This is a genomic window from Rhodococcus sp. AH-ZY2 (genome assembly GCF_030916465.1).
GTDB classification, from domain to species: Bacteria; Actinomycetota; Actinomycetes; order Mycobacteriales; family Mycobacteriaceae; genus Rhodococcus; species Rhodococcus ruber.
The window spans coordinates 541,476-565,273 of sequence record NZ_CP126458.1; the positions used below are offsets into that span (position 1 = coordinate 541,476).

Below are 23,798 nucleotides of genomic sequence, written 5' to 3' on the forward strand. Positions count from 1 at the left end.
TTGGCATTCGGTTCGGGTGCCGTCCGGCCAGGTAGCTCAGTTGGTACGAGCGTCCGCCTGAAAAGCGGAAGGTCGCCGGTTCGATCCCGGCCCTGGCCACCACACAACTTCATACGGTAGGCCCACCGCCCGGCGGTGGGTTTTCTGTGGAAATCCCCTTCGGGGATGCACACGGCCCTGTGGCGCAGTTGGTTAGCGCGCCGCCCTGTCACGGCGGAGGTCGCGGGTTCGAGTCCCGTCAGGGTCGCTTCACGGCGAAGGCCCGGTCCCGACACGGACCGGGCCTTCGCCGTCCTGCCCGGTTCAGCCGCGGGCCCGGAGTTCCCTGCGAAGAAGCTTGCCGGACACGGTCTTCGGGATCTCGTCGATGATCTCCACCAGCCGCGGGTACTTGTACGCCGCCATCCTCTCCCTGGCGAAGGCGATCAGTTCCTCCTCGGTGACCGAGTGCCCCGGACGGAGGCTGACGAACGCCTTGACCGTCTCGCCGCGGTAGCTGTCCACCACCCCCACGACCGCGGCCTCGCGCACCGCATCGTGCTCGTAGAGCACGTCCTCGACCTCTCTCGGCCAGACCTTGTACCCACCGGCGTTGATCTGGTCCTTCTTGCGGTCGACGATGTAGAACCAGCCGTGGGCGTCCATGTACCCGACGTCCCCGGTGTGGAGGGCACCCCCGGGCAGCGCGGTCGCGGTCTCCTCGGGCTTGTTCCAGTAGCCGGCGACCACCTGCGGCCCCGACGTGACGAGCTCGCCCACCTCCCCGACGGGAAGGTCGTTGCCGTCCTCGTCGACGATCCGCACGACGGTGTCGAAGGTCGGGACTCCGACCGACAGGGCGCCGGAGGCCTCGTCCACCGGAGCCCGGGTGCCGAACGGAACTGCATGCGAGGGAGAGGTGGTCTCGGTGAGGCCGTAGATGTTGTGGATGTACGTCCCCGAGAACGTCTCGAACGCCGCGACGGTGCTCGGCGGTATCGGCGCTCCGCCGGAGAAGATCTTGGTCAGCGTCTTCAGCGACTCACCGCGGGCGCCGGGAACGTTCATCAGCGCGATGAACACGGTGATCGAGCCGACCGTGAACGTCGCCTGTTCCACCGCCACCGTTTCGAGGGTCACGCCTGGGTCGAGCCGGTACATCAACACCAGGGGCGCGCCTGTCAGCAGGGCGACGGCGATGTGCCCGACGAGCCCGGTGATGTGGAACAGCGGGGCGATGCCCAGCACGACGTCGTCCGCGCCGAGTCCCACCCATTCCCGGTAGGTGCGGGCATTGAACACCACGTTGCGGTGAGTGGTCATCGCACCCTTCGGTGGTCCGGTCGTACCGGATGTGTAGGTGAGGAACGCGATGTCGTCCGGGCCGAGGGCGTGCACCGGGACGGGCCGTCCCCGGAACTCGGCCAGGAGCGCCTGCAGGTCGAGAGTGCCGGGCAGATCGAGGCGTTCGATGCCGGAGAAGATCCGCTCGTCTCCACGCGTCTGGTATTCCAGTTCGGACGTGGTGATCACGATCCGGACGGCGGTGCCGGCGACGACGTGCTGTGCGACGTCCCGGTACAGCCCCTGGAGTGCAACGAGCACGGTAGCCCCCGAGTCCAGGAGGATTTCACCGAGCTCGCGTTCCTTGTTCATGGGGTTGACGGAGACCGGGATACCGCCGGCCTTCCAGACACCGAGCTGCGCCACGACGAACTGCGGGACGTTCTGCAGGAACAGCGCCGCCCGCTCACCCGGGCAGAAGCCGTGGGCCGTCAGTGCGGCCGCGAACGCGTCGGACTGCTCGTCGAGTTCACGGCGGGTCAGGCGCCCGTCGAAGTAGCGGATGATGTCCGCGTCCGGGTCGCGAGCGACGGTGGCGCGGAACATCTCCAGCGCGTCGGTGTACTCCGGCTCGATGTGGGTCGGCAGGCCCGGCGCGTAGCGCGCGAGCCACGGCTTGCTGTCGTAGACGCCCGTGTGCGCGTCGCGGGGTCCGGCTGCGCTCATCGGATGACGACCGGATTGACCGGGGCGCCCGTGCCGCCCACGACCTTCAGCGGGGCCGCGGTGTACAGGAAGGTCCAGCGGTTGTCGGCGGCGCACGCGTCGGCGAGGTCCTCGAGCCAGGCGATCTCGGTGAGGGCGACGCCGAGATTGCGCATGAGCGCGCAGTGCAGGGGCAGCGCCACGCCACTGGCCGGGTCGGTGGTCACCTCGTTGGCGATGGTGTCCGTGACCAGGTTGGGGATCTCCCGGTTCCGGAACCATTCGACGAGTCCGCGGCTGTACGTCAGGCCGGGTTCGCAGAAATCGGCGTAGAACTCGGTGGTGTCTTCGAGGCTGTACCAGTACTTCAGCCAGCCGGTACGGATCACGAGGATGTCGCGCGGCTCGATGGTCACGCCCTGGGCGGCGGCGGCCGCCTCGAGGTCGTTGTGGTCGAAGGTCTCGCCGGCGTCGAGCCACTCCTTGCCCCGGTGGCGGGCCATATCGATCAGGATCCCCCTGCCCACGACGCCCTTCTCGGCGATCGGCAGCACCGAGGCCTTGTCCATGCTGCCGACGGTGCTGCGCGCGTCGTATCCGTTCCAGAGTTTGCCGTCGTACCAGACGTGGCCGAGGGCGTCGTACTGGGTGGAGCCCTGCAGGAAGAGGGTGGCGGTGTCGTCGGCGTAGTGCAGTCCGCCGGGGAACTGCGGGGCGTCCTCGCCGTCCCACGACGATTCGTCGAGGGTGTTGCGGCGATCGATGCCGCTGCGGCTGGGCCACAGGGGATCGCCGGGGGCCTCCTTGCGGCCCATGTGGATCTGCAGGGTGAACACGTCGCCGGACTCGACCTCGGCTATTCCGCCGAGAACCTCCTTGGTGCCGAGGAAGTTCAGAGCTCCGATCTCGTCGTCGGCGCCCCAGCGTCCCCAGTTGCTGGGGGCGTCGTCGCCGAGCAGTTCGCGCATGGACGGGGCGTCGGACATACCGTCTCCTGTTTCGGGGGTCGAGGTGCAGTTGCCGCTCACCGAGCGTTCGTACGGTAAGCGTTCGCTTATGGTGTAGGTCACATCTCGAGGTGTCAACCCGCGGAGGACGAGGGCGCGCCGCCCGCTCGTGATGCGCACCGCAGAGCCTGGGCCGGTGTCGTCTCGGCGGGTCTTCGACGGCGGAACGGGTCGCCACCCTGTACGTTCAGTTTGCACCGGACCCGGTGCGGTTCCGGCGCTGATCCGCAGGGCGGAGCCGGGTCGAGCGTCGGATGAGAACATGTTCTAGAGTGAGTTCGATCTTCCGGACGGACGCACTCCGGTGACACGACGAACGAGGTGATCTGTGCGAGTAGCTCTGCTGTCGTACCGCAGCAAGCCGCACTGCGGTGGTCAGGGCGTGTACGTTCGACATCTCAGCCGCGAACTCGCGGCACTCGGCCACGACGTCGAGGTGTTCTCCGGGCAGCCGTATCCCGAGCTCGACGACGGGGTCACCCTGGTGAAGGTCCCGAGCCTCGACCTCTATCGCGACGACGACCCGTTCCGCTTTCCGCACCCGCGGGAGATCCGCGACGCGATCGACCTGCTCGAGCTGGGCACGATGTGGACGGCGGGGTTCCCGGAGCCGTTGACCTTCAGTCTGCGCGTGGCCCGGCTGCTGCGCGACCGGGCCGGGGAGTTCGACGTCGTGCACGACAACCAGTGCCTCGGCTACGGCTTGCTCCGGATCGCGGATGCGGGCCTGCCGCTCGTCGCGACCATCCACCATCCGATCACCCGCGACCGGGAGCTGGACCTCGCGAGCGCCCCGACGCTGCGCCGCAGGATCACGTTGCGCCGATGGTACGGATTCCTGCGCATGCAGGCCCGGGTGGCGCGGCGCATCCCGACCCTGCTCACCGTCTCGAAATCCTCCGAGGACGACATCCGTACCGCGTTCGACATCCCCGACGGGCGCTTGCGCACGATCCCGCTGGGAGTGGACACCGAGATCTTCGCCCCGCCGTCGACCGAACGCGTGTCCGGCCGCATCGTGTGCGTGGCCAGCGCGGACGCACCGCTCAAGGGCGTCGCCAATCTGCTCGAGGCGGTGGCGAAGCTCCGCACCGAGCGGCAGGTCGAGCTGGTGCTCGTCACCAAGCTCGCCGCGGGCGGCGTCACCGAGAAGCTGATCGAGCAGCTCGCCATCGGGGACTCGGTACGCACCGTCTCCGGGATCGACGACGGCGAGCTGGCCGGACTGCTCGGTTCGGCGCAGGTGGCCGCGGTCCCGTCACTCTACGAGGGGTTCTCGCTGCCCGCGGTCGAGGCCATGGCCTGCGCCACGCCTCTCGTGGCGAGCCGCGCCGGCGCGATTCCCGAGGTGGTCGGCGATGCGGGCATCCTCGTGCCCCCGGGTGACAGCGAACAGCTGGCCGCGGCGCTGGCACGGGTTCTCGACGATCCCGCCGAACAGGCCCGGCTGGGGTCGGTGGCGCGGGCCCGGGTGCTCGAGCGATTCAGCTGGGCGGCCGTGGCCGCCCGGACCGCCCAGGCCTACCGGGATACCGTTGCGGCCCAGGCAGGAAGGACCGAAGTCTGATGCTGACAGTCGATTTCGACCGGCTGGGGGTCGAACCCGGTGACCGTGCCATCGACATCGGCGCGGGCGCCGGACGGCACTCGTTCGAGCTCTACCGCCGGGGCGCCGACGTGGTGGCGTTCGACCGCAGCGCGGAGGACATGAAGGCCGTCGGCGACATGTTCGCGGCGATGGAACTCGAGGGCCAGGTACCCGAGGGAGCACTGGCCCGGGCCGAGGTGGGCGACGCCCTCGCCCTGCCCTACGACGACGAGACCTTCGACGTGGTGCTGATCTCCGAGGTGCTCGAGCACGTGCCCGAAGACGACCGCGCCATCGCCGAATTCGTGCGGGTGCTCAAACCCGGCGGCGTCGCGGCCGTCACCGTCCCGCGGTGGCTGCCGGAGCAGATCTGCTGGGCGCTGTCCGACGCGTATCACGAGGTCGAGGGCGGCCACGTGCGGATCTACAAGGCCGACGAACTGGCAGCGAAGCTGACGGCCGCAGGCCTGACGGTGCGCGGCCGGGACCACGCCCATGCCCTGCATTCGCCGTACTGGTGGCTCAAATGCGCCGTGGGCGTCGAAAACGACGACAACCCCCTGACGAAGGCGTATCACCGTCTCCTCGTATGGGACCTGATGCAGGGGCCGTGGCTGACGCGCACGGCGGAATCGTTGCTGAATCCGGTGCTCGGCAAGAGCGTCGTGTTCTACCTCGAGAAGCCGACGGTTCCCGTTGTCGGCCGCTGACTTCCGCCCCGGCGGGGCACGGCACGCGGTTCCGGCCGTGCCGGGAGTGCTGTCCGAGGATCAGTGCCTGCGAACCGCCCGCGCGATCGCCGACATGCAGGAGTCCTCCGGAGCGATCCCGTGGTTCCCCGGCGGTCACACCGACCCGTGGGACCACATCGAGTCCGCGATGGCGCTCACCGCCGCGGGGTTGTTCGAGGAGGCCGAGGCGGCCTTCGACTGGTCCCGTCGGACCCAGCGGCCGGACGGCTCGTGGCCCATGCAGTTCCGCGGGGACGCCGTCGAGAACCACGACGCCGACTCGAACTTCACCGCGTACATCGCGGTGGGGGTGTGGCACCACTACCTCGTCACGGGCGACACCGACCATGTGGTGCGCTTGTGGCCGACGGTGCGGGCGGCCCTCGACCATGTGCTCGAGCTGCAGGCACCCGGAGGCGAGATCTACTGGGCTCGAGGCGAACACGGCACGGCCGACGAGGCTCTGCTGACGGGGTGTTCGAGCATCCACCACAGTCTGCAGTGCGGGCTGCGCCTGTCGGAGGTGGTCGGCGACCCCCATCCGGACTGGGAGGTCGCGTGGTACCGGCTCGGCCACGTGCTGCGACGGCATCCGGAGGCATTCACCCCCAAGCCGGAGTACTCGATGGACTGGTACTACCCGATCCTCGGCGGGGCGGTGCGCGGTGCGCCGGCCCGGCAACGGATCCGGGAGCGCTGGGACGATTTCGTGGTCGGCGACATCGGCATCCGCTGCGTCGACCACCGGCCGTGGGTGACGGGTGCCGAGACGTGCGAGCTCGTCCTCGCCCTGGACGCGATCGGTGAGGCCACGACGGCCCGGATCCTGCTGGCCGCCATGCAGCATCTTCGCGACCCGGACGGGTCCTACTGGACCGGAATGGTGTTCACGGACGGAAAGCGCTGGCCCGTGGAGAAGAGCTCCTGGACCAGCGCTGCGGTCATCCTCGCCGCCGACGCGCTCTCGCGCAGCACCGCCGGCAACGGAGTGTTCCGCGACGCCACCGCACCCGCCGGATGGGTCGCCGCCGAGAGCTGTCACGAGGACTGCCGGGTGACGGTCTGAGCCGTCAGCCCGGCAGCATTCCGGCGGTGCCGGAAGTGCGTTCGAGCACGCGCAGCGAACCGGTCACCGACACCTCGGTGAACTCGCCGCTCCCGAGCGCGCGCAGGTAGACCTCGTACGGGGGACGGCCGCCGTCCTTCGGATCGGGGAACACGTCGTGGATGATCAGGGCGCCGCCGACACGCACCCACGGCGCCCAGCCCGCGTAGTCCGCCTGCGCCGCCTCACTGCTGTGACCACCGTCGACGAACACGAACGACACCGGGGTCCGCCAGAACTCCGCGACCTGGCCGGATCGTCCCAGCACCGCCACGACATGAGATTCGAGGTCCGCGTCGGCCAGGGTGTGGCGGAACCGTCCCACCGTGTCCAGATGCCCGGTGTGCGGGTCGACGAGGGCCGGATCGTGGTACTCCCATCCGGGTTGGTGCTCCTCGGACCCGTGATGATGGTCGATCGTGACGATGGTTCCCCCGGTGGCCTTCGCGGCGGCTCCGAGATAGACGGTCGAGCGCCCGCAGTAGGTGCCGATCTCGACGCCGACCCCGTCGCCGAGATACCGGACCGCGGCGTCGTGCAGGGCCGTGCCCTCGTCGATCGGCATGAAACCCGGTGTCGCCTCGGCCAGCTCGATCGTCTCCCGGGGCAGGGTGGTGCGGGTCATGATGATCGGTCTCCGTTCGTTGCGGTCCACGGTGTGCTCGGAAGCGGTACGTATCGGAACCACAGTACCCACCGGTTCCGGCGGGCCACCCGGCAAGCCGCCGGATGCAGGTCAGGCGCCGTAGCCGCCGTCGACGTCGAGGATCTGCCCGGACACGAAGTCCGCCCGGTCCGAGGCGAGGAAGGCGACGGCCTCGGCGACGTCGTGGGCGTCGCCGAAGCGTCGCAGGGGAATGTTGTTGCGCGCGACGGACAGTGCGCGCTCGTCGAGTTCGCCGGACCCGATCAGCCGGGCGGCGGTGCCGTCGGTGAGCATGCCCGGCCCCACCGCGTTGACCCGCACCCCGAATCGCCCTTCCTCGGCCGCCAGCGCCCGCACGAGGGCTTCGATCGCACCCTTCGGTCCGGCCGACAGGCCGTCCCGGACCGGGAACCGGCGGGTCGCCGCCGTCGTCACCGCGACGATGTTGCCCCGCGACTCCCGCAGCCGGGGCAGTACCGGGTGGACGAGATTGAAGAACGCGCCCGCGTCGCCCACGAGCTGGTCGCGGAACTGCGCGGGCGTCACCCGGCTCAGGTGCACCATCGGCACGTGCGGTCCCGCCGCGTGGACGAGTGTGTGCAGTGCACCGAACGTCGCGACGGCTGCGTCCACGACCCCGGCGGCCGCGGCACTGTCGCTCAGCTCCGCCTGCAGCGGCAGCGCCTTCGCCCCGAGTGTGCGCAGTTCCGCCGCCAGTGCGGCGGCGGCCCCGTCGTTGCGGCGGAACGTGAAGGCGACGTCGCTGCCGCGCTCGGCCAGCATCCGGCACACCGCCCGGCCGATCCCGCCGGTGCCGCCGGCCACGAGGGCCGCGCCCGGGCGGTCCGCGAAGTCCTGCACTGCTCACTCCTTCGGTTCTCGCGCCGCGGGGCCCCGAGCGGGCTCGGGGAACTCCCTCGGTGGGCTCACGTCTTGCGGCGCCGGGCGAGCACGCCGCCGATCATCGAGTCGAGTTCGGTGCCGAGCGGCCATCCGACATAGTGGCACAGGAACAGGGCGATCTCCTTCAGTTGCGGTTCGTCGAGTTCCTCGTTGTGGAGTGCGGCCCCGACCTGGATCTCGGCCACGTCGATCAGCCCCTGTGCGGTGAGCGCGCCGAGCAACAGCAGCCGCCGGTCGCGGATGCTCAGCCCGGGCCGGGACCAGATGTCGGCGAAGAGGTGGTCTGCGGTGACGGCGAAATGGTCGCCGGGCCCGTCCTGCATCTCCCAGCCGTACACCTGCGACATCATGTCCAGGCCGCGGCGGCGGCGGTCGTCGGTCATGCGGGCTCCTCCTGTCGTGCGTTCTCTCCCCGGCCCACCCCGAGACCCGGACCGAGGTCGCCGAGCGCGCGCGCCGCGAGGGGCAGGTCGACGCCGAGCCGAGCGCCGAGACCGAGGGCCAGCGACAGGTCCTTCTCGCCCAGCGCACGCACGTGGTCGAGGATCGGGAACCAGAAGTCGTCCGGTGGGATCGGTGCGGTGGTGTCCCGGAGCATGATCGCCCCGGCGCCCCCGCTGATCGCGTCGGTGTGGCGGACCACCTTCCCGAGCGCGGTGATGTCCAGCCCGGCCGCCTCGGCGAGCCGCTGCGCCTCCGCGGCAGCGGTGAACGACACGAAGTGCAGCAGATTCCGGGCCAGCTTCATCCGGGTGCCCGCGCCGACCGGACCGGCGTGCACGACGAGGTCGGAGAACCACGAGAACGGTTCGCGCACCATGTCGAACGCCGCGTCGGAGGCGCCGACCATCACCGCGAGCCGGCCCTGCTCGGCGCCGGGGGCCCCGCCGCTGACGGGAGCGTCGACGAGCTCGAGCCCGCGCTCGGCGCATGCGGCGGCGAGTTCCACGGCGGTGGTGTCGGCGACGGTCGAGTGGACCGCGATGACCGTGCCGGGCCGCGCGCCGCCGAGCAGTCCCGCGACGACTGTGCGGACCTGGGCATCGTCGACGACGGTGACGCAGACGACGTCGCATTCGCGCGCGAGGTCTGCGGGGTCGTCGGCGGCTCGCGCGCCGGCCGCGGTGAACGGCGCGACGGCCTCGGGCCGGGTGTCGAGCACGGTGAGCCCACCCGGCCGGTCCAGCAGTCGCTTCGCCATCGGGGCCCCCATGTTGCCGAGGCCGATGCAGCCGAGCCGGGTCACGAGCGGATCACCTGGCCGCCGTCGACGTTGAAGATCTGCCCGGTGATCCAGTCCGCCTCGTCGGAGAGCAGGAACAGGCACATGCCCACCAGATCCCCGGGGGTGCCCATCCGTTTCAGTGGCAGTCTGGAAACCATGTCCGCCACCATGTTTCCCGGTGTGACGGTGCGGGTGGCCTCGGTGTCGATCGGGCCCGGGGCGATCGCGTTGATGCGGATGTTCGAGCCGCCGAGTTCGGTGGCCAGCTGCTGGGTGAGTCCGTTGACGCCGACCTTGGCCAGGCCGTAGAAGCCGGAGTACACCCATGCGGCGGTCGACGACTGGTTGACGAGCGAGCCGCCGTTCGCCGTCATGTGCGGCCACACCGCGCGGGTGACGTTCAGCGCGCCGTCCATGTTCACGCTCATGAATTTCCTGTAGTAGTCCCACGGAACCGTCAGCAGCAGATCGAGTTTCATGCCACCGTAGATCGCGGCGTTGTTGACCACGTGGTCGATGCCGCCGAACGTCTCGACCGTGAATGCCGCGAGTTCGCCGGCCGAACCGGGATCGGACACGTCGACGGTCTTGAAGACGGCGGTCCCGCCGTCGGCGACGATCTGCTCGGCCACGTGCTCGCCGCGCTCGGTGTCGATGTCCGCCACGACGACCGAGGCGCCCTCGGCGGCAAGGGCCTTGGCGTACGCCTCGCCGATGCCCTGGGCCGACCCGGTGACGATGGCGGTACGGTCGGCGAAACGCGTTGTGCTGCGGATCATGTTCGTCAGCCTCTCTGCTTCGCCGCGGGTTCGGCGACGAGTTTGGTCTCCAGGTACTCCTCGAAGCCGGCCACACCCATCTCGCGGCCGATTCCGGACTGCTTGTAGCCGCCGAACGGAGCGTCGGCGGCGTACCAGATCCCGCCGTTGACGCTCAGGGTGCCGGTGCGGACCCCCTCGACGACCCGGCGGATCCGGTCCTCGTCGGTACCCCAGACGGCTCCGGACAGGCCGTAGGGGGAGTCGATCGCAATGCGGATCGCCTCGTCGTCGCCGTCGTAGGGGAGGATCACGAGGACCGGCCCGAAGATCTCCTCCCGGGCGACCCGCGCGTCGTTGCCGACCCCGGCGATCAGTGTCGGTTCGACGAAGAAGCCGCGCTCGTGCTCGGCGGGGCGGCCACCGCCGACGACGATCGTCCCGCCCTCCTCGACGGCGAGCCGCAGATAGCCCTCGACCCGGGCGCGCTGGCGCTCGGAGATCAGCGGACCGCACACCGTGCCGGGGTCGTCCGGGTCGCCGGGCCGGATGCCGCGCAGCGCGTCGGCGGTGACGCGGACCGCCTCCTCGTAGCGGCCGCGGGGGACGAGCAGGCGGGTCGTGATGGCGCACCCCTGCCCGGCGTGGGTGCACACGGTGAAGGCGGCCATCGAGCAGGCGGCGCCGAGATCGGCGTCGTCGAGCACGATGAACGCCGACTTGCCGCCGAGTTCGAGGAACACCTTCTTCACGGTGTCCGAGGCGGCGCGCATCACCGACCGGCCGGTGGGGGTGGATCCGGTGAACGACACGAGATCCACCCGCGGGTCGGTCGCGAGCAGGGCGCCGAGGGCATGGTCGCTCGAGGTCACGATGTTCACCACGCCCGGCGGGATGTCGGTCTCCTCGGCGAGGATCCGGCCCACGACCGCGGCGCACCACGGCGTGTCGGGCGCGGGCTTGAGCACCATCGCATTGCCGGCGGCGAGCGCGGGGCCCAGCTTGGCGAAGTTGATCTGGTGCGGGAAGTTCCACGGGGTGATCGCCCCGACGACACCGACCCCCTCGCGGAGCACGTAGCGGTGGGTGGGGATGCCCATCGGCGCGGCGTTGCCGAGATCCTGGCGCCACGCGTAGTTCTCGGCCAGATCGGCGAAGTACCCGAGGTCGCCGACGGGGCCCTCGAGATGGGCTCCGGTGGTGAGGAATCGGGGGGCGCCGGCCTCGGCGATGGTGATCGCCCGCAGTTCCTCGAGGTGACCGCGCAGCGCATCGCGGAGCTGACGCAGGCAGCGGGCCCGGAAGGAATGGTTGCGGGACCAGCCGGTGGTGTCGAAGGCGCGACGGGCCGCCTCGATCGCGGCGTCCGCGTCGGCGGCGGTGCCGTCGGCGGCGGTGCCGAGGACTTCCTCCGTCGCCGGGTTCACGACCTCGAACGTGCCTCCCGAACCGGGAACGAGTTTGCCGTCGATGAGCAGTGCCGAGCTGCCGGTCGGAATCAGGGACATCGGTGCTTCCGTTCGTCGGGGCGGCGTGGCGGGCGGTATCGGAACGGGTCCGGCGGGGCGTCGAGTGCCGGGCGGCACGATGTGAGGCCCCTCATTTTCTGGACAGCTGTCTGGACTATAGTTCGGCTAGGGGGGTGGCGCAATGCCGCCGGACCGGTCCGCGCGGCGGCAGGGACGCGCCGGCGGGCACTCGGGACGGCCGGCAGTTTTTCCTCCGGCGACGGCGTGGGACGGACTCAGGATCGCGCGGAGGCCGCGCGAGCGGCGGCCAGGGCGCCCGCGACCACGTTCTCGTAGATGCGGTCGAGGTCGAGCTCGTCGCCGAGGAAGCCGCTGCGCACGATCACGGCGAACCCGTGCATCGCGGTGAACAGGCTCACCGCGGCCTCGAGCGTGTCCTCCTCCGGCACCCCGCACGAGGCGAGCATCGAGCGGAGGGCTGAATTCGCGTCGAGGGCCGCCGCGAGCAGGGCGCTGCGGTCGCCCGGCGCCACCGTCAGCGCCTGGTAGCGGTGCGGATGCTCGGAGGCCCACGCCCGGTGCGCATCGATGAGAGCGCGCAGGCCTTCGGGCCCGCTGCGGCCCATTGCCACCTCGCGGAGCCGGGCGCCGAGCTCGGTCATCGTCCGCACCTGGATCTCACCGCGGACGTCGTCGAGTCCGCGGACGTGGTTGTAGAGCGAGGCGGTGACGATGCCGAGACGGCCGGCGAGGGTGCTCATCGTCAGCTGCTCCCAGCCGGACTCGTCCACCACCGCCGAGGCCGCGTCGATCACCTTCTCGCGGCTGAGATTCCGACGGCGTATCGGCCTGTGCTCTCCGGTCCCCATGCAGCCATCCTACGGATCTTCCATTTCAAACGAATGTGTGTAGCTTGTAAACGACGGTCATTCGTAGACATGTGCGAGGTGGTCCCGTGACGGCATCCCGTATCGACCTGAAGAACCCCGACCTCTACACCGAGGGCGTCCCTCACGACGTCTTCGCCGAGCTGCGGCGCAATTGCCCGGTCTACCGGCAGGACGAGGAGGACGGACCCGGCTACTGGGCGGTGACGCGGCATGCGGACGTCACCGCGGTCTCGCGCGACAGCACCACGTTCTCGTCGGCGCTCGGCACGACGCAGATCGACGAGTTCGACGAGGAGACCCGCCGCAAACAGGCGGCGATGCTCGTCAACCTCGATCCGCCCGAGCACACCCGGTTGCGCCAGCTCGTCAGCCGCGGATTCACGCCCCGGGCGGTCCGGACGCTCGAGGGACACATCCGCGGCATCTGCAACCGCGTCGTCGACGATCTCGTCGAGCGGGGCCGCGACGGCGCGGTCGTCGACTTCGTACCGGTGGCCGCCGCTCCGCTTCCGCTCGAGGTGATCGCCGCCCTGCTCGGCGCACCCGGGGAGGACGTCGACAGGCTCTGCGACTGGTCCGACCGGATGATCGGGTTCGACGACCCGGAATACGGCAACACCCGCGCCGACGGAGAACTCGCCGCCGCGGAGATCTTCTTGTACGCCAACGAGATCGCCGCGGCGCGCAGGGCGGAGCCGCGCGACGACATCGTCTCCCGGCTCGTCCGGCCGGACGAGAACGGTGACACGCTGACCGAGATGGAGTTCGACATGTTCTTCGTGCTGCTGGTGGTGGCCGGGAACGAGACGACGCGCAACGCCGCCGCCGGCGGCATGCAGGCCTTCGTCGACCATCCGGAGCAGTGGCGTCGCCTGCAGGCCGAGCCGGAACTCGCCGCCGGTGCGGTCGAGGAGATCCTCCGGTGGGTCACCCCGGTGATCGGGTTCCGCCGCACTCCGACGTGCCCGGCGACGATAGGGGGCCAGCCCGTCGAGGCGGGGGACAAGGTGGTGGTCTACTACCCGAGCGCGAACCGGGACGAGGACGTTTTCGAGGATCCGCACGTCTTCGACATCGGGCGCACCCACAATCCGCATGTGGCGTTCGGCGGCACCGGGGTGCACTTCTGCCTGGGTGCGCACCTGGCGCGGCTGGAGTTGCGGATCCTGTTCGAGACGCTCGCACGCCGGATCGAGCGCGTCGAGCCCGCGGGCCCGGTCCGGCGGTTGCGCTCGAACTTCGTCAACGGCATCAAATCCATGCCCGTACGCGTGTACCCGAAGGGGTGACCGGTGTACGGAGGCCGTTGCCCCGGACAGGCGACCGTAGTAATGTCCAGACACGTGTCCAGAAATGTGAATCTCGAATCCACCCGCCGCCGTCTCACCGAGAAGCAGGCCGACACCGTGGATCGCCTGACGCGCGCTGCCGTGGAGGTCCTGCGGGAAGAGGGGTTCGCAGGACTGACCGTACGCAACGTCGCCGCCCGGGCCGGTGTCGCACCGGCGACCGCCTACACCTACTTCTCGTCCAAGGAACACCTTGTCGCCGAAGTGTTCTGGCGCCGGCTTGCCGCCTCGCCCGAACCCGAGGCGGCCACGACCGACCGCGTCGGCCGGGTGGTCGCGGTGTTGCGCAACGTCGCGCTGATGATGGCCGACGAGCCCGAACTCGCCGGCGCGGTCACCAGCGCACTGCTCGGCCGCGACCCCGACGTCGAACACCTGCGCGCCCGCATCGGCCTCGACATCCGGGCGCGGCTCGCCACCGCGCTCGGCCCCGACGCCGATCCCGACGAGATCGAGGCGCTGGAAATGCTCTACGCCGGCGCCCTCGTCCGCGCGGGCATGGGATACGAGACCTACGAGAAGATCGCCGATCGGCTGGAGACCTCCGCCGCACTTCTATTGGAGTAGCGCATGACCCAGGCTTCGCTCGAACCGCTCCTGTTCGATCCCTACGACTACGGCTTCCACGAGGATCCGTACCCGGTCTACCGGCGTCTGCGCGAGGAGGCGCCGCTCTATCGCAACGACGACCTCGGCTTCTGGGCCCTGTCCCGGCACGCCGACGTCGTCGCGGGCTTCCGCGACCACACCCGGCTCTCCAGCGCCAACGGGGTCTCCCTCGACCCGTCGGCCTACGGACCCCACGCCCACAAGGTCATGTCGTTTCTCGCGATGGACGACCCCCGCCACATGCGCATGCGCCGGCTCGTCTCGAAGGGCTTCACCCCGCGCCGGGTCGCCGACCTGCGCGGCCGCATCCTCGAGCTGACCCTCCGATACCTCGACACCGCCTTGGGCACGGGCGAATTCGACTGGATCGCGGAGTTCGCGGGCAAGCTCCCGATGGACGTCGTCTCCGAACTGCTGGGTGTGCCCGAGGCCGACCGCGCCGAACTGCGCCGGCTGGCGGATCTCGTGGTCCACCGGGAGCAGGGCGTGCTCGACGTGCCCGTCGCGGCGATGGAGGCGTCGCTGAACCTCGTCGGCTACTACGCGGACATGCTGGCGCAGCGCCGCACACACCGGACCGAGGACCTCACCTCGGCCCTGCTCGACGCCGAGGTCGACGGAGACCGCCTCGACGACGACGAGATCATCGGCTTCATGTTCCTGATGGTCGTCGCGGGCAACGAGACCACCACCAAACTTCTCGGCAACGCGCTGTACTGGGGTGCGAAGAACAAGACCGAGCTGGCCGGCGTCCTCGGCAACCCGGACGCCGTCTCCGGTTGGGTGGAGGAGACACTGCGCTACGACACCTCCAGCCAGATCGTCGCGCGCACCGCCGCCACCGACATCGAACGGCACGACGGCACCATCCGCGCGGGCGACAAGGTACTGCTGCTCATCGGTTCGGCAAACCGCGACGCCGAGGTGTTCGCCGATCCCGACACCTTCCGCATCGGCCGCGACAGCGCGTCCAGGATCGCCAGCTTCGGTGGCGGCGTGCACTTCTGCCTCGGTGCCCACCTCGCGCGCCTCGAGGCGAACATCGCGCTCGAACAGTTCGCCGCGCGCGTCGCCGACTACGACGTCGACTTCGACCGTTGCGAGCGCGTGCACTCGACCAATGTCCGAGGCCTCGCGGCCCTGCCCGTAGAGGTGACCCGGCGCCATGCCTAGATTCGAGCCCAATCCGCCGCGCCGGCCCGCGATCGTCGGCGGCGCCTCCTCCGGCATCGGTACGGCCACCGCGTTCGCACTCGCCGCCCTCGGTCACCCGGTCGCCCTCGGCGCCCGGCGCGTCGAACAGTGCGAGGCCCTCGCGGAGAAGATCCGCGGCGAAGGCGGCGAGGCCGTCGCGCACTTCCTCGACGTGTCGTCCACCGACTCGGTCGACGAGTTCGTCACCGCCGCCGAGAACGCCCTGGGCCCCACCGAGATCGTCCTGTCCGGCGCCGGCGACATGGATTTCCGGCTCGTGCACGAGATGGATCCGGACCGGTTCGAGTTCCAGGTGAACGTCCACCTCGTCGGCACGCAGCGTCTCGCCCATCGCGTGCTCCCCGGGATGATCGAACGGCGCCGCGGCGACTTCGTCGTCATCGGTTCGGACTGCGCCGACGTCGCGCGGCCCCGCATGGGCGCCTACGTCGCCGCCAAGACCGGTCTCGAGGCGCTCGTGCGCCAGATGCGGATGGAACTCGAGGGCACGGGGGTTCGCGCGTCGGTGGTGCGTCCCGGCCCGACACAGACCGGGATGGGGCTCGACGCCCCCGCGGAGGTCATCGAGCCGCTGCTCGCCGACTGGACCAGATGGGGCTTCGCCCGGCACTCCTACTTCCTCCGCGCCTCCGAGATCGCGAACGCCGTCGTCGCCGTCGTGTCGGCCCCGCGCGGAACCCACCTGGTACTGACCGAAGTGCAACCGGAAGCGCCGCTGCTGAAGGACTCTCGGGGAAAGGACCCTGAATGACCACGATCGTCACTCCCACGCGTGTCTCGGGGGGCGAGCACGAACACGGCCACCTCGAGGAGCTGCGCACCGACCCCATCGGACTGATGCAGCGCGTCCGCGACGAGTGCGGCGACGTGGGGGTCTTCCAGCTCGCCGACCGCAACGTCGTGCTGCTCTCCGGCGCGCGGGCCAACGAGTTCTTCTTCCGCTCCGCCGACGAGGACCTCGACCAGCAGGCCGCGTACCCGTTCATGAAGCCGGTCTTCGGGGAGGGTGTGGTCTTCGACGCCAGCCCCGAGCGCCGCAAGGAGATGCTGCACAACTCGGCGTTGCGCGGCGAGCAGATGAAGGGTCACGCGGCCACGATCGAGCGCGAGGTCCGGGACATCGTCGCGGGCTGGGGCGACGAGGGCGAGATCGACCTGCTGGAGTTCTTCGCGGAGCTGACGATCTACACGTCCTCGGCCTGCCTGATCGGCAAGAAGTTCCGCGGCCAGCTCGACAGCCGGTTCGCGCGCCTGTACCACGACCTGGAAAAGGGCACCGACGCGCTCGCCTTCGTCGACCCCTACGCGCCCATCGAGAGCTTCCGTCGCCGCGACGAGGCTCGTCGCGGGCTGGTCGCCCTCGTCGAGGAGATCATGGTCGATCGCATCGCGAACCCGCCCCGAGGCAGGGAGGACCGCGACATGCTCGACGTCCTCGTCTCGATCGAGGACGAGGACGGCGCCAAGCGGTTCAGCGCGGACGAGATCACCGGCATCTTCATCTCGATGATGTTCGCCGGCCACCACACCACGTCGGGAACGGCGGCCTGGGCGCTGATCGAGCTGCTGCGCAATCCGGAGTACCTGCGCGGGGTCACCGACGAGCTCGACGTCCTCTACGCCGACGGTGAGGGCGTGAGTTTCCATGCGCTGCGGCAGATCCCGCTGCTCGAGGCGGTACTGAAGGAGACGCTGCGGCTGCACCCGCCGCTGATCCTGCTGCTGCGCGTCGCGCGCGGCGAGTTCGAGGTCGAGGGTTACCGGATCGGGGAGGGCGATCTCGTCGGCGCCACCCCGGCGATCTCCAACCGCATCCCGGAGGACTTCCCGGAGCCCGATTCCTTCGATCCGGGCCGCTACATCGATCCGCGGCAGGAGGACATCGTCAATCGCTGGACCTGGATTCCGTTCGGGGCGGGCCGGCACCGGTGCGTGGGCGCGGCGTTCGCCCTCATGCAGCTCAAGGCGATCTTCTCGGTCCTGCTGCGGGACTACGAATTCGAGATGTCCCAGCCGTCCGGAACCTACCGCAACGACCATTCCAAGATGGTGGTTCAGCTCGCGCAGCCGTGTGCGGTGCGCTACCGCCGTCGGATGTGAGGACACCCCCCGTGAAAGTGGAAGCAGACCTCGACCTGTGTCAGGGGCATGCGATGTGTGCGCTGGAAGCACCGGACGTCTTCGACGTTCCCAAGCACGGCACGGTCCGGATCCTGATGGACGACATACCCGAAAACCTGCGCGGCGACGTCGAATCCGCCGTCCGGTACTGCCCCACCCGAGCCCTCCGCATCGTCGAGGACTGATCCCGAGGAGACACGTCATGGCACCGTTCGACCGAGCCGAACTCGACGAGATGATCGAACGCTGGATCGGAGCGAACATGAAGGCCGAGGCAGCCGGCGACTGGAAGCCCTTGGCCGAGATGTACACCGAGGACGCGACCTACGGTTGGAACTACGGCCCGAAGGACGACTTCATGGCCGTCGGAAGGGCGGAGATCCGCGAACTCGCCCTCGGCCAGGAGATGGCCGGTCTCGAGGGATGGCAGTACCCCTACCAGCGGTTCGTCGTGGACGAGCGGACCGGCGACGTCATCGGCTTCTGGAAGCAGGTCGCCGACGCGACCCGCGACGACGGATCACACTACGAGGTGTACGGCTTCGGCGGCAGCTGGTTCCGCTACGGCGGGGACTTCCAGTGGTCCTGGCAGCGCGACTTCTTCGACTTCGGCAACGTCTCCCACCTGTTCCTGGAGATGATCACGGCCGGCACCCTGTCCGACGGCATGAACAGGCGGATCGAACGGTCGACGTCGACGAAACGCCTGCCCGGCTGGTACCCGGCCGGACAGGCACCGGTGCCGCTGTGGTGAGCCCGGTGAACGTCCGCGACTCGTTCGCCGCGCTCACCCGGTCGGACCTCGCCGTCCTCGTCCCCGAACTGCTTCTGTGCGGCCAGCTCGTCGACCGGTCCGGGATGGCCCACCTGATCTCGGCGTTCGGACGGCAGGGGATGGCCGAGGTGGCCGTCGAGGAGTGGCAGGCGTCGAGCCCGTGGTACACCCGGCGCATGCAGCGCGCCCTGCGGTACGAGGGCGACGGCGTCGAGACGATCTTCAAGGGGCTGCAGCTCGACATCGGTGCGCCGCCACAGTTCATGGACTTCCGGTTCCGCGTCGACGACCACGACCACGGCGAGTTCCGGCTCGACCACTGCGGCGCGCTCATGGACGTCGAGCCGCTGGGCGAGGCGTATGTGACGGCCATGTGCCACGACATCGAGGACCCCACCTTCGACGCGACCGCCCTCGCCACCAACCCGCACGCGCAGGTGCGGCCGATCCACCGGCCCCCGCGCCGGCCGGCCGACCGCCACCCGCACTGCGCGTGGACGGTGACGATCGACCCGTCGCACGTGCCGCCGGAGACCGCCCCGCACACCGAGGCGATCGGCCTTACCGCGGCCGTCGCGGTGGAACTCGGTCCGATCGACCCGGCGGACGAGGGACGCGGCGACTACTCCGGCCCCTTGCTCTCCGACCTGCGGTTCGCGGACTTCTCGCACTCGGCCCTCGTACGGATCGCGGAGGAGGTGTGCCTGCAACAGCATCTGCTCACGCTGGGCTTCCTTCTCGGCGTGCGCAAACGCACCGACGAGGACACCGCGCTGTCCCTCGCCCGCAAGCAGCTGACCGGCATTGCGGGGCTGGCGTCCGAGCGGCTACGCGACGCCCTCGGCCTGCCGCGCGACGTCGAAGGACTGGCGACGGTGCTCTCGGTCCACCCTGTGTTCGCGCCGAGGCAGTACGTCGATTGCGAGATCAGTTGGGAGCCCGGCAGGCTGCACCTGCGCCTCGGGCGGTCCGGGGGTGCCGACGCGGACGGATCGTGGCCCACCCTGATCGACGGGGACCACCTCGGGCCGTTGCAGGCGCTGGTGCGCGGCGTCGACCCGCACTTCACCGCGCGCGTGGTGTCCGAGGACGCCCACGCGCTCACCGTCGAGGTGATCCGCGAGGCCGAACCCGCGAGCGAGTGCGGCGAGGTCGCGATCACCCGCTTCAGCACCGGCGCGACCTTCGCGTTCGCCGACCGGGGAATCCCCCTGCCGCTCACCGTCGTCTGAACGCCCCGCCCCCATCCGTCCGGCCCGTACCGGCCGAATGTCACATCGGTTCGATTCGATCGAACCGATGTGACATTCGGCCACACCGACGGGGTGGGGGAACGTTCAGGTCGCGGCGGCGGCGATGCCGGCGCGGCGGCCGAAGAAGCTGCTGTCCCCGAGCGACGTGCCGCTCGCGTAGCCGCCTGCGCACACACCGGAGGTGCAGCGGCCCGCGGCGTACAGGCCCGGGATCGGCTCGCCGGAGACGTGCAGGACCTCCGAGTTCACGGTGGTGTGCAGGCCGCCGAGGGTGAAGCCCGCGGTGCAGTTGCGCAGGTCGAGCGCTGCGACGGGGGTCCCGATCGGTCTGACCCACTCGGGCTTCTTCCCGAGGACGGGGTCGGTGCCGGCCGCGGCGTGCCGGTTGTACACCTCGACGGTGGCCTGCAGAGTGCCCTCCGGCAGGCCCATGTCGGATTCGAGTTCGGCGACCGTCTCCGCCGCCCATTTCGGCGGGAACCGGAAGTACGGAGTGGAACTGGTGGTGGCACAGCCTTCTTCGTAGGAAGCCTCGTCGATGACGAGGTACGCCTGGTTGTCGTTGCGCAGAAGGGTGAGCTGTCCGACGCGTCCGGGGTAGGTGTCCTCGGGGACGTACCGCTGGCCGCGGGCGTTGACGAGAATGCCGCGTGCCATCAGTTGCGGATCGGCGAAGAACGCCACCTCGGTGGCGCCCATGTGCGCGAGGTCGGCGCCGAGGGCCTGAGCCATCCGGATGGAGCAGCCGTCGTGCTCCTCGATCGCGGCGGCCGGCCGGCCGATGAGCTGCGGGGCGAACGCGGTGACCATGGCGTCGTTGTACGCGAAGCTACCGGTGGTGAGCACGACGCCGCGACGTGCCCGCACGAAGACCTCGTCGCCGAACTTCTTCGCGGCGATCCCGACGACCCGATCCGCGTCGTCGACGATCAACCGCTGCACCCGGATGTCGAACACCGGTGTCACCCCGAGGGATTCGGCCGTCTCGGCCAGCGGCTTCATCAGCATGTACCCGCCGCCCTGCTCGCCGGTGCGCTTGTTGCTCATCTGCGGCACGTGGCCGCGCGGAGCGGGCGTGGCGATCTCGTTGAAGGGTGCGGAGTTCTCGCCGCCCGAGTACATCAGGCCCTCGTCGCCGGGGATCTCCCAGCCGGGCTCGCCCCAGAACGCCGATCTGAACACCACTCCGTTCTCGGTGAGCCACCGGTAGTGCTCGACGCTGCCGTCGCAGTAGTCCGCGATCTTGGCCTCGTCGGCGCCGGGGCCGAGGGCGGCGAGCATGAACGTCTTCATGTTCTCGGGGGTGTCCTCGAATCCGAGTTCGCGCTGGAGCGGTGTGCCGCCGCCCAGGTAGACGATGCCGCCGGACAGGGCCGCGGCACCGCCCCAGCCGCCGGTGCGTTCGAGGATCAGCACGTCGGCGCCGGCGCGGGCGGCCTCGATGGCGGCCGAGACCCCGGCGATGCCGTAGCCGGCGACGACGACGTCGGCCTCGTGGTCCCAGGCGGTGATCTCGGCGGCGCGCAGTGGGCGGAAGGCGGCAGTGGTCATGGAGGTGTTCCTTCTCTGTCGTGGACCGTCAGCGGGTCGAGTCCAGCGTGGCGGCGAGCTTGTCGAGGTAGGCGAGGATCTCGTCCTCGGGGCGGTCGGGCAGGCCGAACATCACTTCGGTCACGCCGAGGTCGCGCCACCGCTGGAGCCGGGCGGGGTCGGGCCGGCCGGCGAGGACCACGATCTCCGGGGCGCCGTCGCGGCCGGCTTCGGTCCAGGTGGTCCGCAGCCGTTCGACGCGGTCGTCGATGTCGCGTTCGATCGGGGTGGTGATCCAGCCGTCGGCGGAGCGGGCGATCCACGCGAAGGTGCGGTCGGTGCCGCCCGCGCCGATCAGCACCGGTGGGCGGGGCTGCTGGATCGGTTTGGGCCAGGCCCAGCTCGGGCCGAACGAGACGAACTGCCCGGCGTAGGCCGCCTCGTCCTCGTTCCACAGGGCCTGCATCGCCTCGAGGTACTCGCGCAGCGCGGTGCGCCGTTTTCCGGGCGGTACGCCGTGGTCGGCGAGTTCCTCGGCGTTCCAGCCGAATCCGGCGCCGAGGACGACCCGCCCGCCGGAGAGGTGATCGAGGGTCGCGACGGTCTTGGCCAGCGTGATGGGGTCGTGCTCGAGGGGCAGGGCGACCGAGGTGCCGAGCCGGATGGTCGAGGTGACGGCCGCGGCGAGCCCGAGCGCGACCCACGGATCCAGGGTCCGGCGGTACCGGTCGTCGGGCAGCGTCTCGTTGCCGGTGCCGGGATGTGCGGATTCGCGGCGCACGGGGATGTGGGTGTGCTCGGGGACGTAGAACGCGTCGAAGCCGCGTTCCTCGGCTGCCCGGGCGGCCCGCTCCGGCCGGATGCCGCGATCGCTGGTGAACAGGGTGATGCCGTGACGCACGGACGCTGCCTCCCTACTGGTCGAGTCCAGGCAACTGTAACGCGTTCTAGTGTGCGGTGGAACTCGTTCCAGACAGCTGTCCATTCAATCCGCACGGGTCCGGGCGCCGCGGGACGGGGAGCGCACTACGCTGGCGGACAGACGTACGAAAGGTGAGGACGATGGCGGAGGCGAGCGCAGCATCGCGATCGAAGGTGCGGCCCGCGTCGTTTCTGGGCGCGGACCTGAAGCCGGCCCAGCGCGCCCGCTACCTGAGGATCATCGAGACCGCGAAGGAGCTGGCCTCGGAAGGCGGCTACGACGCGGTCCAGATGCGCGCCGTCGCCGAGCGCTCGGGCGTGGCCCTGGGCACCGTGTACCGCTACTTCCCGTCCAAGAACCACCTGCTGGTGGTGGCGATGGTGCTGCTGTTCGAAGACCTGAGCAACCGGTTCGGCGAGACCGAGATCCCCGGTGACTCGGCGCACGAGCGGATCATGTCGGTGCTGCACGGCTACATCGGCCGGCTCGAGAGCGACCACAACCTCTACGACGCGCTCGTGCGTGCAGCGATGTTCGCGGACGCGTCGTCCTCGGCCGAACTCGACCGGCTCGGAGCGATCATGACCGGGATGTACGCCCGCGCGGCGGGCGTCGAGGTGGTGAGCGAGCAACTGCTCAACGCGGTGCACGTGATCGCCGACGTGTGGATGTCGAACCTGGTGAGCTGGGCGGCCGGCCGGGCCACCGCGGACCAGGTGATGGCGCACATGGACAGTGTGGTCCGGCTCGTGTTCGACCGGCTGGAGAAGCTGCAGGCGATCGGCTGACGCGATCGTCCGCGTCCGGGGCGTGCACACACACCCCGGACGCGGACGATCAGGCCGGGACCTCCACGATGCCCACGGTCGGCAGGAAGAAGCACGACGTCTCGCCGTTCTGCACCGTGCCGAACACGGCGGCGAGGACGGTTCCCGAGCCGGTGGCGACCGGTGCTGCGCGGACTCCGCCGAGCGGGACCGCACCGGCGAAGAAGTTCTGCACCGCGGTGGCGACGAGCGGCCGGGCGAACTCGGGCACGCCCCCGGGGACGGCGAGCGCCGCGGCCTCGGCGATGGTGCCCATGGGCACGAACCCGCCCTGGAAGGTGTTGACGTTGAACCACGCGACCTGCATCCCGGTGGTGTTCGCGCCGTCCTTCTCCACGCCCATCGGCACGAAGGCGAACAGGGTCTCCCCGGGATCGACGGCGTTGACGGGCCCGACCATCGGGATGTTCAGGTTCGGCCACGGGCCGGGGGCAGCCCCGGCGACGGCGGGGGCGATGCCGAGCGGCAGGCTGCCGCCCTCGGTGCAGAAGGGCGCGCCGGTGGGGTAGAGGAACGGTTCGATGCCGAGGCCGCGCAGGAACTCCACGGCGTCCTCGTAGGCGGAGAGCGGCGAGTCCTCGGCGACGTCGGTGGCGCCCCCGCGCGCGGAGCCGATGGCCTCGGCGGCGGCGACCGCGAGGGCATCGGCGCCCGGCTGGGCCCGGAGCGTCTCGAGGGCGCCGACGAGCGGATCGGGTGCCGGCGCGGCAGCGACGACGGGGTCCGCGGGGGGTTCGGCGGCCGCGACGGCGGGCAGCGCCAGGGCAGCGGCCACGGTGAGGGAGGCTGCGGCGGTGAGCCGGCGCAGCCCGCGCGGGGTGGTCCTGGTGGTCATGCTTCGCTCCTGTACGTGGTCGGAACCGGAACACCGTCCGCCCCGTAGTCGTGCGACGGCTCCGGGGCGGAG

24 protein-coding genes and 2 tRNA genes are annotated in these 23,798 nt (G+C 70.2%); 14 read left to right on the forward strand and 12 right to left on the reverse strand.

From position 1 onward, the window contains the following. Positions 1-25: 25 nt before the first annotated feature. Together QNA09_RS03440 and QNA09_RS03445 are read left to right on the forward strand one after the other, a co-directional pair. A tRNA-Phe gene (locus tag QNA09_RS03440) sits at positions 26-102 on the forward strand. 71 nt (positions 103-173) lie between these two features. Continuing rightward, positions 174-247: transfer RNA gene (locus tag QNA09_RS03445), tRNA-Asp, on the forward strand. Between the two features lie 56 nt (positions 248-303). Here the strand turns inward: QNA09_RS03445 and QNA09_RS03450 are convergent. Both QNA09_RS03450 and QNA09_RS03455 read right to left on the reverse strand, forming a co-directional pair. Beyond that, positions 304-1,989, reverse strand: coding sequence for a class I adenylate-forming enzyme family protein (locus QNA09_RS03450; protein WP_119699465.1), 1,686 nt, complete (start codon positions 1,987-1,989; stop codon positions 304-306). Continuing rightward, positions 1,986-2,954 carry a cyclase family protein gene (locus QNA09_RS03455; protein WP_010593887.1) on the reverse strand — a complete coding sequence of 323 codons (969 nt, stop codon included), beginning with the start codon at positions 2,952-2,954 and terminating at the stop codon, positions 1,986-1,988. Before QNA09_RS03455 ends, QNA09_RS03450 begins: the two co-directional genes overlap by 4 nt. 349 nt (positions 2,955-3,303) lie before the next feature. On the opposite strand from QNA09_RS03455, the gene QNA09_RS03460 reads away from it, so the two are divergent. Genes QNA09_RS03460 through QNA09_RS03470 form a run of 3 tightly spaced genes read left to right on the forward strand, consistent with a single transcriptional unit; the run spans position 3,304 to position 6,360 of the window. Then, positions 3,304-4,542: a glycosyltransferase family 4 protein gene (locus QNA09_RS03460; protein WP_026137807.1), complete on the forward strand. Its 1,239-nt coding sequence runs from the start codon at positions 3,304-3,306 to the stop codon at positions 4,540-4,542. Continuing rightward, on the forward strand, positions 4,542-5,273 hold the full coding sequence (locus QNA09_RS03465; RefSeq protein ID WP_099528148.1) for a class I SAM-dependent methyltransferase: 732 nt from the start codon (positions 4,542-4,544) through the stop codon (positions 5,271-5,273). Before QNA09_RS03460 ends, QNA09_RS03465 begins: the two co-directional genes overlap by 1 nt. Beyond that, positions 5,260-6,360 carry a hypothetical protein gene (locus tag QNA09_RS03470; protein ID WP_017680901.1) on the forward strand — a complete coding sequence of 367 codons (1,101 nt, stop codon included), beginning with the start codon at positions 5,260-5,262 and terminating at the stop codon, positions 6,358-6,360. The genes QNA09_RS03465 and QNA09_RS03470 overlap by 14 nt, the downstream gene beginning before the upstream one ends. A gap of 4 nt (positions 6,361-6,364) precedes the next feature. Here the strand turns inward: QNA09_RS03470 and QNA09_RS03475 are convergent, their stop codons facing one another. The 7 genes from QNA09_RS03475 to QNA09_RS03505 all read right to left on the reverse strand — a co-directional run bounded on the left by QNA09_RS03475 (position 6,365) and on the right by QNA09_RS03505 (position 12,269). Continuing rightward, positions 6,365-7,024 (reverse strand): class I SAM-dependent methyltransferase, encoded by a 660-nt coding sequence (locus QNA09_RS03475; protein ID WP_026137805.1) that lies wholly within the window; start codon positions 7,022-7,024, stop codon positions 6,365-6,367. Between the two features lie 111 nt (positions 7,025-7,135). Further along, positions 7,136-7,906, reverse strand: a complete 771-nt coding sequence (locus QNA09_RS03480) for an SDR family NAD(P)-dependent oxidoreductase (RefSeq protein ID WP_010593892.1) — start codon at positions 7,904-7,906, stop codon at positions 7,136-7,138. A gap of 65 nt (positions 7,907-7,971) precedes the next feature. Continuing rightward, complete coding sequence (locus QNA09_RS03485) at positions 7,972-8,331, reverse strand: carboxymuconolactone decarboxylase family protein (protein ID WP_010593893.1); 360 nt, start codon at positions 8,329-8,331, stop codon at positions 7,972-7,974. Further along, the gene (locus tag QNA09_RS03490; RefSeq protein ID WP_040274088.1) at positions 8,328-9,194 is read right to left on the reverse strand and encodes an NAD(P)-dependent oxidoreductase; all 867 of its coding nucleotides are present in this window, start codon (positions 9,192-9,194) and stop codon (positions 8,328-8,330) included. Before QNA09_RS03490 ends, QNA09_RS03485 begins: the two co-directional genes overlap by 4 nt. Further along, a complete protein-coding gene (locus QNA09_RS03495) occupies positions 9,191-9,952 on the reverse strand; it encodes an SDR family oxidoreductase (protein ID WP_040274090.1) in 762 nt (253 codons plus the stop codon). The genes QNA09_RS03490 and QNA09_RS03495 overlap by 4 nt, the downstream gene beginning before the upstream one ends. A gap of 5 nt (positions 9,953-9,957) precedes the next feature. After that, on the reverse strand, positions 9,958-11,439 hold the full coding sequence (locus QNA09_RS03500) for an aldehyde dehydrogenase (protein ID WP_040274093.1): 1,482 nt from the start codon (positions 11,437-11,439) through the stop codon (positions 9,958-9,960). A 236-nt stretch (positions 11,440-11,675) separates the two neighbouring features. Beyond that, complete coding sequence (locus QNA09_RS03505; RefSeq protein ID WP_040274095.1) at positions 11,676-12,269, reverse strand: TetR/AcrR family transcriptional regulator; 594 nt, start codon at positions 12,267-12,269, stop codon at positions 11,676-11,678. 86 nt (positions 12,270-12,355) lie between these two features. Between QNA09_RS03505 and QNA09_RS03510 the strand changes: the two genes are divergently transcribed. From QNA09_RS03510 to QNA09_RS03545, 8 genes are all read left to right on the forward strand, one after another. Next, positions 12,356-13,579 carry a cytochrome P450 gene (locus QNA09_RS03510; RefSeq protein ID WP_040274096.1) on the forward strand — a complete coding sequence of 408 codons (1,224 nt, stop codon included), beginning with the start codon at positions 12,356-12,358 and terminating at the stop codon, positions 13,577-13,579. 66 nt (positions 13,580-13,645) lie between these two features. After that, positions 13,646-14,206, forward strand: coding sequence for a TetR/AcrR family transcriptional regulator (locus QNA09_RS03515; protein ID WP_017680893.1), 561 nt, complete (start codon positions 13,646-13,648; stop codon positions 14,204-14,206). 3 nt (positions 14,207-14,209) lie between these two features. Beyond that, positions 14,210-15,421 carry a cytochrome P450 gene (locus QNA09_RS03520; protein WP_040274097.1) on the forward strand — a complete coding sequence of 404 codons (1,212 nt, stop codon included), beginning with the start codon at positions 14,210-14,212 and terminating at the stop codon, positions 15,419-15,421. Beyond that, positions 15,414-16,214: an SDR family oxidoreductase gene (locus tag QNA09_RS03525; RefSeq protein ID WP_010593902.1), complete on the forward strand. Its 801-nt coding sequence runs from the start codon at positions 15,414-15,416 to the stop codon at positions 16,212-16,214. Before QNA09_RS03520 ends, QNA09_RS03525 begins: the two co-directional genes overlap by 8 nt. Continuing rightward, complete coding sequence (locus QNA09_RS03530) at positions 16,211-17,563, forward strand: cytochrome P450 (protein ID WP_017680891.1); 1,353 nt, start codon at positions 16,211-16,213, stop codon at positions 17,561-17,563. The genes QNA09_RS03525 and QNA09_RS03530 overlap by 4 nt, the downstream gene beginning before the upstream one ends. Positions 17,564-17,574: 11 nt before the next feature. After that, positions 17,575-17,769, forward strand: a complete 195-nt coding sequence (locus QNA09_RS03535; protein ID WP_010593905.1) for a ferredoxin — start codon at positions 17,575-17,577, stop codon at positions 17,767-17,769. 17 nt (positions 17,770-17,786) lie between these two features. Further along, positions 17,787-18,338, forward strand: coding sequence for a hypothetical protein (locus tag QNA09_RS03540; RefSeq protein WP_017680889.1), 552 nt, complete (start codon positions 17,787-17,789; stop codon positions 18,336-18,338). Further along, positions 18,332-19,591, forward strand: coding sequence for a hypothetical protein (locus QNA09_RS03545; RefSeq protein ID WP_010593907.1), 1,260 nt, complete (start codon positions 18,332-18,334; stop codon positions 19,589-19,591). The genes QNA09_RS03540 and QNA09_RS03545 overlap by 7 nt, the downstream gene beginning before the upstream one ends. A gap of 105 nt (positions 19,592-19,696) precedes the next feature. Here the strand turns inward: QNA09_RS03545 and QNA09_RS03550 are convergent, their stop codons facing one another. After that, complete coding sequence (locus QNA09_RS03550) at positions 19,697-21,163, reverse strand: FAD-dependent oxidoreductase (RefSeq protein WP_010593908.1); 1,467 nt, start codon at positions 21,161-21,163, stop codon at positions 19,697-19,699. Positions 21,164-21,191: 28 nt separating this feature from the next. Further along, on the reverse strand, positions 21,192-22,043 hold the full coding sequence (locus QNA09_RS03555; RefSeq protein ID WP_010593909.1) for an LLM class F420-dependent oxidoreductase: 852 nt from the start codon (positions 22,041-22,043) through the stop codon (positions 21,192-21,194). Between the two features lie 161 nt (positions 22,044-22,204). Between QNA09_RS03555 and QNA09_RS03560 the strand changes: the two genes are divergently transcribed. After that, complete coding sequence (locus QNA09_RS03560; protein ID WP_010593910.1) at positions 22,205-22,852, forward strand: TetR family transcriptional regulator; 648 nt, start codon at positions 22,205-22,207, stop codon at positions 22,850-22,852. A 49-nt stretch (positions 22,853-22,901) separates the two neighbouring features. Here QNA09_RS03560 and QNA09_RS03565 read toward each other — a convergent pair whose 3' ends face one another. After that, positions 22,902-23,726, reverse strand: coding sequence for a hypothetical protein (locus QNA09_RS03565; RefSeq protein WP_119699466.1), 825 nt, complete (start codon positions 23,724-23,726; stop codon positions 22,902-22,904). Between the last annotated feature and the right edge of the window lie 72 nt (positions 23,727-23,798).

What these genes read in the sequence shown, in the direction of transcription:
- QNA09_RS03450 (WP_119699465.1), bottom strand. Translation starts at nt 1,989, where the DNA reads ATGAGCGCAGCCGGACCCCGCGACGCGCACACGGGCGTCTACGACAGC.
- QNA09_RS03455 (WP_010593887.1), bottom strand. Translation starts at nt 2,954, where the DNA reads ATGTCCGACGCCCCGTCCATGCGCGAACTGCTCGGCGACGACGCCCCC.
- QNA09_RS03465 (WP_099528148.1), top strand. Translation starts at nt 4,542, where the DNA reads ATGCTGACAGTCGATTTCGACCGGCTGGGGGTCGAACCCGGTGACCGT.
- QNA09_RS03475 (WP_026137805.1), bottom strand. Translation starts at nt 7,024, where the DNA reads ATGACCCGCACCACCCTGCCCCGGGAGACGATCGAGCTGGCCGAGGCG.
- QNA09_RS03485 (WP_010593893.1), bottom strand. Translation starts at nt 8,331, where the DNA reads ATGACCGACGACCGCCGCCGCCGCGGCCTGGACATGATGTCGCAGGTG.
- QNA09_RS03495 (WP_040274090.1), bottom strand. Translation starts at nt 9,952, where the DNA reads ATGATCCGCAGCACAACGCGTTTCGCCGACCGTACCGCCATCGTCACC.
- QNA09_RS03500 (WP_040274093.1), bottom strand. Translation starts at nt 11,439, where the DNA reads ATGTCCCTGATTCCGACCGGCAGCTCGGCACTGCTCATCGACGGCAAA.
- QNA09_RS03505 (WP_040274095.1), bottom strand. Translation starts at nt 12,269, where the DNA reads ATGGGGACCGGAGAGCACAGGCCGATACGCCGTCGGAATCTCAGCCGC.
- QNA09_RS03520 (WP_040274097.1), top strand. Translation starts at nt 14,210, where the DNA reads ATGACCCAGGCTTCGCTCGAACCGCTCCTGTTCGATCCCTACGACTAC.
- QNA09_RS03525 (WP_010593902.1), top strand. Translation starts at nt 15,414, where the DNA reads ATGCCTAGATTCGAGCCCAATCCGCCGCGCCGGCCCGCGATCGTCGGC.
- QNA09_RS03530 (WP_017680891.1), top strand. Translation starts at nt 16,211, where the DNA reads ATGACCACGATCGTCACTCCCACGCGTGTCTCGGGGGGCGAGCACGAA.
- QNA09_RS03540 (WP_017680889.1), top strand. Translation starts at nt 17,787, where the DNA reads ATGGCACCGTTCGACCGAGCCGAACTCGACGAGATGATCGAACGCTGG.
- QNA09_RS03550 (WP_010593908.1), bottom strand. Translation starts at nt 21,163, where the DNA reads ATGACCACTGCCGCCTTCCGCCCACTGCGCGCCGCCGAGATCACCGCC.
- QNA09_RS03560 (WP_010593910.1), top strand. Translation starts at nt 22,205, where the DNA reads ATGGCGGAGGCGAGCGCAGCATCGCGATCGAAGGTGCGGCCCGCGTCG.
- QNA09_RS03565 (WP_119699466.1), bottom strand. Translation starts at nt 23,726, where the DNA reads ATGACCACCAGGACCACCCCGCGCGGGCTGCGCCGGCTCACCGCCGCA.